Raw genomic sequence first — 8,479 nt, forward strand, 5'->3', positions numbered from 1 at the left:
CGTCCGCTGGAGGACATGCTGTCCGAACTGCACGACGCCCTGAGCCAGGCGGTGGAAACCGCCGGCCGGGACGACGGGGCAGGCAGCGACGAGCAGGCGGCCTCACCCGGCGAACAGCAGATCTCCGACCTGCTGCCGGTGTTGCCCGTCCGGGATGTGGTTGTGTTCAACTACATGATCCTGCCGCTCTTCATCGGTCGGGAAAAATCCGTCAAAGCGGTGGAGGCCGCCCTCAAGAAGGGCCGCCACCTGCTGGTCTGCACCCAGAAGGACGAATCCACCGAAGACCCCGCGCCCAATGACCTCTATACCGCCGGCACGGTGGTGCAGGTCATGCGCATGCTCAAGATGCCCGACGGACGCATCAAGATCCTGGTGCAGGGCGCCAGCCGGGCCCGGGTGGAAGGCTACCACCGCGTGGAGCCCTATCTGGAAGCGCGCATCACGGTGCTGCAGGAAGAGACGCCGCCCCGGGACGCCAAGATCGAGGCCCTGCTGCGCACCGCCCGCGAGCAGAGCGAAAAGGTCCTCCAGCTGCGCGGCGTGGCCTCCCCCGATATCCTGGCCGTGCTCCAGGGCGTGGAAGAGCCCGGCCGCCTGGCCGACCTCATCGCCGCCAACATGCGCATGAAGACCGCTGATGCCCAGCGCATCCTCGAAGCCGTGAATCCGGTGGAACGTCTGATGCTGGTCAACATCCAGCTGGAACGCGAGGTGGAAGTGGCCACCATGCAGGCCCACATCCAGAGCACGGCCCGCGAAGGCATGGACAAGGCCCAGAAGGAATACTTCCTGCGCGAGCAGATCAAGGCCATCCGCCACGAGCTGGGCGATGCCGCCTCCGAAGGCGAGGAGGAACTGGACGAGCTGCGCCAGGCCCTGGACAAGGCCGGTCTGCCCAAGGACGTGCGCAAGGAGGCCGACAAGCAGCTGCGCCGCCTTTCCGGCATGCATGCCGATTCTTCCGAGGCCAATGTGGTGCGCACCTATCTGGACTGGCTGGTGGAACTGCCGTGGAAGAAGCTCTCGCGCGACCGCCTGGACATCGCCCATGCCAAGGCCATCCTGGACGAAGACCATTACGGCCTGGACAAAATCAAGGACCGCATCCTGGAATTCCTCAGCGTGCGCAAGCTCAATCCCCAGTCCAAGGGCCCCATCCTCTGCTTCGCCGGGCCTCCAGGCGTGGGCAAGACCTCCCTGGGCCGCTCCATCGCCCGCGCGCTGGGCCGCCGCTTCCAGCGGCTGTCCCTGGGCGGCATGCATGACGAGGCCGAGATTCGCGGCCACCGCCGCACCTATATCGGCGCCATGCCCGGCCGCATCGTCCAGGCCATCAAGCAGGCCGGTACACGCAATCCGGTCATCGTGCTGGACGAGGTGGACAAGCTGGGCTCCGATTTTCGCGGCGACCCCTCGTCCGCCCTGCTGGAAGTACTGGACCCCGAACAGAACCACACCTTCAGCGACCATTATCTGAACGTGCCCTTCGACCTGTCCAAGGTCATGTTCCTGTGCACGGCCAACCATCTGGAGACCGTGCCCGCTCCCCTGCGCGACCGCATGGAGATCATCACCCTGCCCGGCTATACCATGCAGGAAAAGGTGGAGATCGCCAAACGCCACCTGCTGCCCAAGAAGGTGACGGAAAACGGCCTGCATGACGGCGACGTGCGCATGGACGATACCGCCATCAGCGCCGTCATCCGCGGCTATACCCGCGAGGCCGGGCTGCGCAACCTGGAACGCGAACTGGGCTCCATCTGCCGCAAGCTGGCCCGCCAGCGGGCCGAAGGCAAGAAGGGCGGCTTCACCGTGGACACCGCCCTGGTGGAAAAACTGCTGGGCGCGCCGCGCTTCATCGAAGACGAAAAGGACAAGCGCCTCATGCCCGGCATGGCCCTGGGCCTGGCCTGGACCCCTGCCGGGGGCGAAGTGCTGACCATCGAATGCGCCTGCATGAAGGGCAAGGGCAACCTGCAGCTCACCGGCCAGCTGGGCGACGTGATGAAGGAGAGCGCCCGCATCGCCATGAGCTACATCCGCAGCCGGGCCGACAGCCTGGGCATCGACGCCGACTTCAGCGAAACGCAGGACATCCATGTGCATGTGCCTGCCGGGGCCGTGCCCAAGGACGGCCCTTCCGCCGGTGTCACCCTGACCTCGGCCCTGATCTCGGCCCTGAGCGGCCGCATCGTGCGGGCCGATACCTGCATGACCGGCGAGATCACCCTGCAGGGCCGGGTGCTGCCCGTGGGCGGCATCAAGGAAAAGATCCTGGCCGGTGTGGCGCGCGGGCTCAAGCACGTCATCATCCCCGACCAGAACGTCAAGGATCTGGAAGAGGTGCCCAAAGAACTGCTGAAGAAGATCAAGGTCCATGCCGCGCACACCTACGACGATGTGCTGGCCCTGGCCTTCGAACCTGTCAGAAAGACGGCCGCGCGCGGCAAAAAAGCCGCCCCGGCCCCGGAAAAAGCATAACGGCGGCGCCCGCCTCCCCGGAGGAGAGGGCGCGGACGGCCCGGGCGGTGTACTGTGCCCGGGCCGTTTTTTTCATGGAACGGCACACAGGGGGGACCCATGACGCTTCAGGAACTGCTGACCCGACTGACCCGCGAGCTGCAGGCCGCGGGCACGGACGCCCCCGCGCTGGAGGCCCGCCTGCTGGCGGCCCATGTGCTGCGCCTGGACCGCATCGGCCTGATGCTGGTCATGCCCGCCCCTGTGGACGAGGCAGCGGCCCGTGCCATCCGGGCCCTGACGGCCCGGCGCTGCGCCGGGGAACCGCTGGCCCACATCACGGGGCGGCGGGAATTTTTCGGCCGGGATTTCGCGGTCAGCCCGCAGACCCTCATCCCCCGGCCGGAGACCGAGCTGCTGCTGGAGATCGTGCTGCGCGAAACCGGGGGACGCGAGGGCCTGCGCTTCGCCGATCTGGGCGCCGGTACGGGCTGCATCGGCATCACCCTGGCCCTGGAACTGCCGCGCAGCCGGGGCCTGCTGCTGGAGTACAGCGCGGCGGCCCTGCCCGTGACGGCCCGCAATATCCGTGACCTGGGCGCGGAAGGACGGCTGGCCCTGGTGCGGGGCGACATGTTCGTGCCGCCGCTGCCGCCGCGCTGTCTGGACCTGCTGGTCAGCAATCCGCCCTATATCGCGGTCGCGGAAGAAGGCGAGGTCATGACGGAAGTGCTGCGCCATGAGCCGCACGGCGCCCTGTTCTCCGGGGACGGCGGCCTGCGCCACCTGCGCGCCGTGGCCGCTGCCGGACGACAGGCCCTGAGGTCCGGTGGCCTGCTGGCCGTGGAGCATGGCTACCGCCAGGGCGCGGCCGTACGCGGCCTGCTGGCCGACGCCGGCTTTCCCTCCGCCCGTACCGAACAGGACCTGGCCGGTCTGGACCGCTGCACCTGGGCGCGCCTGGCCTGAGCCTCCCCTCCTCCCTCCCGCAACGCGCACAGTGGACGCGGCCTGCGTCCGCTCCTGCCCCCCCGCCCGCATCCCGACCGCTATGCGACGAGCGCCCCGGCCGACGTCAGGGTCGCCGTGCCTGCGGGGCAGGGAGCTTTCTCCCGGCGCCCGTCGCACGACGAACACGCCACCCGGCGCTTCCGCATGCACACCGCCCTGTACCTCCCTGCCTGTGCCGTGGCCGTTGCCGGACGACAGGCCCCGAGGTCCGGTGGCCTGCCGGCCGTGGAGCATGGCTGCCGTCAGGGCGCGGCCGTGCGTGGCCATAACCGCGAGAGAGGGAGATTTCGCCCTGACGGACTCCCAACGGCAAGCACCGCCGGCCGCACGCAGCAGGATACCCCTCCTTGCCAGTACCTACTGCCCACCGGTGCCCGGCCTGTCCAGGGCCGGACCAGCCTTTTCCCGCGCTGCGCCGCGGCCACGAGCTGCGGCGGGCCTCCTCCGCGCCCGCCAGGGCGTGTTGATGCAACTTTTACGATTTATTCCCAATACAGAGAGAATATCTGCAACAAAAACATGCTTGCCGCATGCTCCGTCCACAGGCTGGAGGAGACGACAGGGCGACACATCCCCAGTGTAAGGATGCTTGCCGCATGCTCCCGTGCTCACCTGAAAAAACGCGCCGGGGAAAGGATGGAGGGCCTGGGGGGGAAGGGAAAAAACTCTCGCGCGGACGGTGGCCGTCACGGCCTCCGGCGGAAAAATCAGCCCTCTTCCGGCTAGGCCCGGGGGCCGCTCTCTGCTATAAGCAAGGCAAAGGGGTTCGTCATGGGAAGATACGCAGACCCTACGGAAAAAGCCATCCGCTGCCCGCTGAAGGAGCATCAGCGCCCCCTGCTGGCCTGTCTGGCCTGCCGGCGTTTCCCCTGCCGCGCCATGACGGAAGAACGGCTGGCCCTGCTGCGCGGCTCGCCCTTTGTCAGACTGGATACGGAGAACTCAAAACTGCTGCCACGGAGGCACGTTATGTATATTTTCAGGATGACGTCAGGAGAACTGCGGGACGCCCCCGAAGACTTCAGTCCCGATGCCCCGGATTTCGACCAGCTGGCGGACGTGGAGGAAGTGCTGGTCATCGGCAAGGTCCTGGTCAAGCAGCTGCGCCTGGTGGCCAAACCGCGTGAGGAACGCGACCGCATCCGGGAACAGCTCTCCACGCCCGAAGCGCCGGAGGCCCTGCCGGACGAAGCGGAGGAGGAAAAGCCCCGGCGCAGACGGCGCAACAGCCACGACGAAGGATGATCCTGCGGGGGCGGCGGGCAGACGCTGTCCCCTTCTTTTGTCCACACCCGGCTGCGCTCCGTCATTGGGGAACGCGGACGGAGCCTGCGGCGCATCCCGCGCAGAGCCCGTCCGGTGTTCGTCGGGAGGCAAAACGGCCTCCCCGGGCGCACGCCGTGCCAAGGGCCGTCTTTCACGCCGGTCGCCGCACTGCTGCGCCTCCCTGTGCCGGTCCTGCTCCGGCCTGCCCTGTCACGGCCCGTGTCTTCCTGCGTCCTGCCTTGCTGCCTCTCCGGCGCTGGACTGCACGCCGGCAATTCCCCCGCGCCGCCTGTCGCTGCGCCTGCCCTTGCCCCGCACCGTGTGTCCTCTGGCTCCTTTCCCTGCCGTTGGGCCCGCGCCGCAGCGTCAGCCCCCGCATGGACGGCCGGCCTGTGTCGTCATGCTCCGGCCGCAGCATGGGAAATGTCTCCCGATCAACTCCGGCATGGACATTTTCTGTGATACGGTTTACTGTCATAAACGCACAGATAAATTAAAGACAACTGTTACGGGAAGATGCGGCACACATTGCCCGCACGGAAAAACGGCTTTCCTCCCCGCCCCGGCAGAGAGGCTGCCCGGTGACGGGTCCGGCAGGAGACGGACGGGACAGGCTGTTTTTTTGACGTCATGGATGCAGATGTTTCATCCGTGCGTGAATCCCGTGACGGTTGCCGGACCCGACACCATCACACCATATTCGACATGCGTTGCCAGACGACGGACGGACAGAGGGTTCCTCTTGCCGGATGACATGCAGGCCGGATAGCCTGAGGGGGAAACCATGGAAGAATTGACGAAACTTGTCTCCAGCATCAACAGCTTCATCTGGGGCATGTACTGCCTGATCCCGCTGCTGTGTGGTGTGGGCATATACTTCACCCTCCGTCTGAAGTTCATCCAGATCCGCAAATTCGGCCAGGCCGTGCGCATGCTCTTCGGTGACCTTTCGCTGAAGGGCAAGCGCGCCGACAAGCACGGCATGAGCTCCTTCCAGTCCGTGGCCACCGCCATCGCCGCCCAGGTGGGCACCGGCAACCTGGCCGGCGCCGCCACCGCCATCGCCATGGGTGGTCCCGGCGCCATCTTCTGGATGTGGCTCGCCGCCTTCTTCGGCATGGCCACCATCTTCGCCGAAGCCGTGCTGGCCCAAGTCTACCGTACCCGCGACGACGCCGGGCACATCACCGGCGGCCCCGCCTACTACATCTCCAAAGGTCTCGGCAGCCACAAGCTGGCCGTCTTCTTCTCCGTTTCCATCATCATCGCCCTGGGCTGCATCGGCAACATGGTGCAGTCCAACTCCATCGCCGAAGCCTTCAAGACCGCCTTTGAAGTGCCGCCCCTGGTCATGGGCCTGATCATCGCCGCCTGCGGCGCCTTCGTCTTCTTCGGCGGTATCGGCCGCATCGCCGCCGTGACCGAAAAGATGGTGCCCCTCATGGCCCTGCTCTATGTGGTCGGCGGCCTGTTCGTGGTCCTGAGCAATGCTGACCAGATCATCCCGGCCTTCAAGATGATCTTTGTGGGCGCCTTCGATCCCGCGGCGGCCACCGGCGGCATCATCGGCGCCGGCGTCAAGGAAGCCATCCGCTACGGCGTGGCCCGCGGCCTGTTCTCCAACGAAGCCGGTATGGGTTCCACCCCGCATGCCCACGCCGTGGCCAAGGTGCAGTACCCCGCCCAGCAGGGCCTGATGGGCATCGTCAGCGTCTTCATCGATACCTTCATCGTCCTCAACATGACCGCCCTGGTCATCTTCGTGACCGGCGCCCTGGACGGCACCACCACGGGCATCGCCCTGACCCAGAAGGCCTTTTCCACCGGTCTGGGCGCCTTCGGCATCAAGTTCGTGGCCATCTGCCTGCTCTTCTTCGCCTTCTCCACCATCGTGGGCTGGTATTTCTTCGGCGAGCAGAACGTCAAGTACCTCTTCGGTACACGCGGCGTGACCCCCTACCGCCTGGTGGTGATGTGCTTCATCGTCATGGGTTCCCTGCTGCAGGTGAACCTGGTGTGGGAACTGGCCGACATGTTCAACGGCCTGATGGCCTTCCCCAACCTGATCGCCCTCATCGGCCTGGCCAAGGTCGTGAGCAAGGCACTTGAAGACTTCGAACAGGCTGACGTCAGTACCAGGTAGACGTCCCTGCCATATGCAAGCAACGTCCCCTGCCCGGCTCCCGGACAGGGGGCGTTGCCGTTTGGGCAGGCCGGCAGGCCCCGGTCTCCCCGCTTGATTTCACAGTATAATAATTATATGCATACCGGACACTTTTGCTTCTGACCGGCCCAGCAGGCCGGAACGTACATTTTCTTCCACCCAAGCTTCCCGGAGGTATCGAAAATGGAGCTTATCTACACTGGTAAGACGAAGAACGTCTACGCCCTGGAAAACGGCAACTATCTGCTGAAATTCAAGGATGACTGCACCGGCAAGGACGGCGTCTTCGATCCCGGCGAAAACTCCGTGGGCCTGACCATCGACGGCGTCGGCGACGTGAACCTGCGCATGTCCATCTACTTCTTTGAAAAGATCAATGCCGCCGGCATCAAGACCCACTATGTGAGCGCCAACCTGGCCGATACCACCATGGAGGTCCTGCCCGCCAAGCCCTTCGGCAAGGGCCTGGAAGTCATCTGCCGCCACAAGGCCGTGGGCAGCTTCATCCGCCGTTACGGCGACTACATCGAATCCGGTGCCGACCTGCCCGCCTATGTGGAGACCACCTTCAAGAACGACGCCCTGGGCGACCCCCTGGTCACCAAGGATGCGCTGGTGGCCCTGGGCGTGATGACCGACAAGCAGTACGACGATATCAAGGACATGACCCAGAAGATCACCCAGATCGTGGCTGACGATCTGAAGGAAAAGGGTCTGGTGCTGTACGACATCAAGTTCGAATACGGCTACGACGCCGACGGCAACGTCATCCTCATCGACGAGATCGCTTCCGGCAACATGCGCGTCTACAAGGACGGCCAGTACATCGATCCCATGACCCTGTCCAAGATGTTCTTCGCCTAAACCGCGACGATCTGCCGCCGCGGCACGCATCGCTGACGGCACATGCCTGGAAGGCAAGCCCTGCAGGGAAGCCCTTGTGGTCCCTGCCGGGCTTTTTTTGTCATCTGTGACGTTTGGGGAACGGAATGACGCGACCGGCAGAGCATGGTCGCACCCTGCGGCCCTTCGCGCAGAGGGATATGCCATGCACCCGCTGCCTGCTGCGCCAGGAACCCCGGTATCCCCACGGGCATGGGGGACACGCCGTTCTTTTTCTTATGCCCATGCTTCGCACACCGGTATCCTCACGGGCATGGGGAACACGCAAAAGCCTTCCCTTCGCTCAGACGGGATGCCAGCCCTTCCCTACGGGCGTAAGGAACACCGTATGGCAGCAGGAAGGCGCCGCCTTGTGCAAGGCTTTGACTGCCGGGACGCGCGTTTGCCGGCAGCTGAACAGCATCCCCGCGCACACGAAAGGCTGCGGGATCGCATGCAGTGCACTCATCCATGTGGAAACAGAACAGCCCACTGCAAAGGGAGGCCGTCTGGAAGGAGGCCTGTCTCCACCCGCATGGCGGGTGGTTGTTTGTTTCGCGCCTGTCAGGCGTCCAGCAGGCTGAAGCCCATGAAAAAGGAACCCACCGGCAAAGCCGGTGGTTCTTCATATGCGCCTGTAAGGCTTTTTTACCAGCCGCGCCCTAGCAGGCGCATAGCGGTCTGACATCTGCA

5 protein-coding genes are annotated in these 8,479 nt (G+C 65.1%); all 5 read left to right on the forward strand.

From position 1 onward, the window contains the following. Positions 1-15: 15 nt before the first annotated feature. Positions 16-2,484 (forward strand): endopeptidase La, encoded by a 2,469-nt coding sequence (lon, locus tag Q1X76_RS06380; protein ID WP_366140991.1) that lies wholly within the window; start codon positions 16-18, stop codon positions 2,482-2,484. A 99-nt stretch (positions 2,485-2,583) separates the two neighbouring features. Further along, entirely contained in the window at positions 2,584-3,432 is an 849-nt protein-coding gene (gene prmC, locus Q1X76_RS06385) for a peptide chain release factor N(5)-glutamine methyltransferase (RefSeq protein WP_300718793.1), read from the forward strand. An 813-nt stretch (positions 3,433-4,245) separates the two neighbouring features. Next, positions 4,246-4,719 carry a hypothetical protein gene (locus tag Q1X76_RS06390; RefSeq protein ID WP_300718794.1) on the forward strand — a complete coding sequence of 158 codons (474 nt, stop codon included), beginning with the start codon at positions 4,246-4,248 and terminating at the stop codon, positions 4,717-4,719. Between the two features lie 805 nt (positions 4,720-5,524). Beyond that, complete coding sequence (locus tag Q1X76_RS06395) at positions 5,525-6,883, forward strand: sodium:alanine symporter family protein (protein ID WP_300718795.1); 1,359 nt, start codon at positions 5,525-5,527, stop codon at positions 6,881-6,883. Positions 6,884-7,087: 204 nt separating this feature from the next. Beyond that, positions 7,088-7,768 (forward strand): phosphoribosylaminoimidazolesuccinocarboxamide synthase, encoded by a 681-nt coding sequence (locus Q1X76_RS06400; protein ID WP_300718796.1) that lies wholly within the window; start codon positions 7,088-7,090, stop codon positions 7,766-7,768. Positions 7,769-8,479: the final 711 nt, after the last annotated feature.

The sequence above is a fragment of the uncultured Desulfovibrio sp. genome, from assembly GCF_949282365.1.
Taxonomy (GTDB): domain Bacteria; phylum Desulfobacterota; class Desulfovibrionia; order Desulfovibrionales; family Desulfovibrionaceae; genus Desulfovibrio.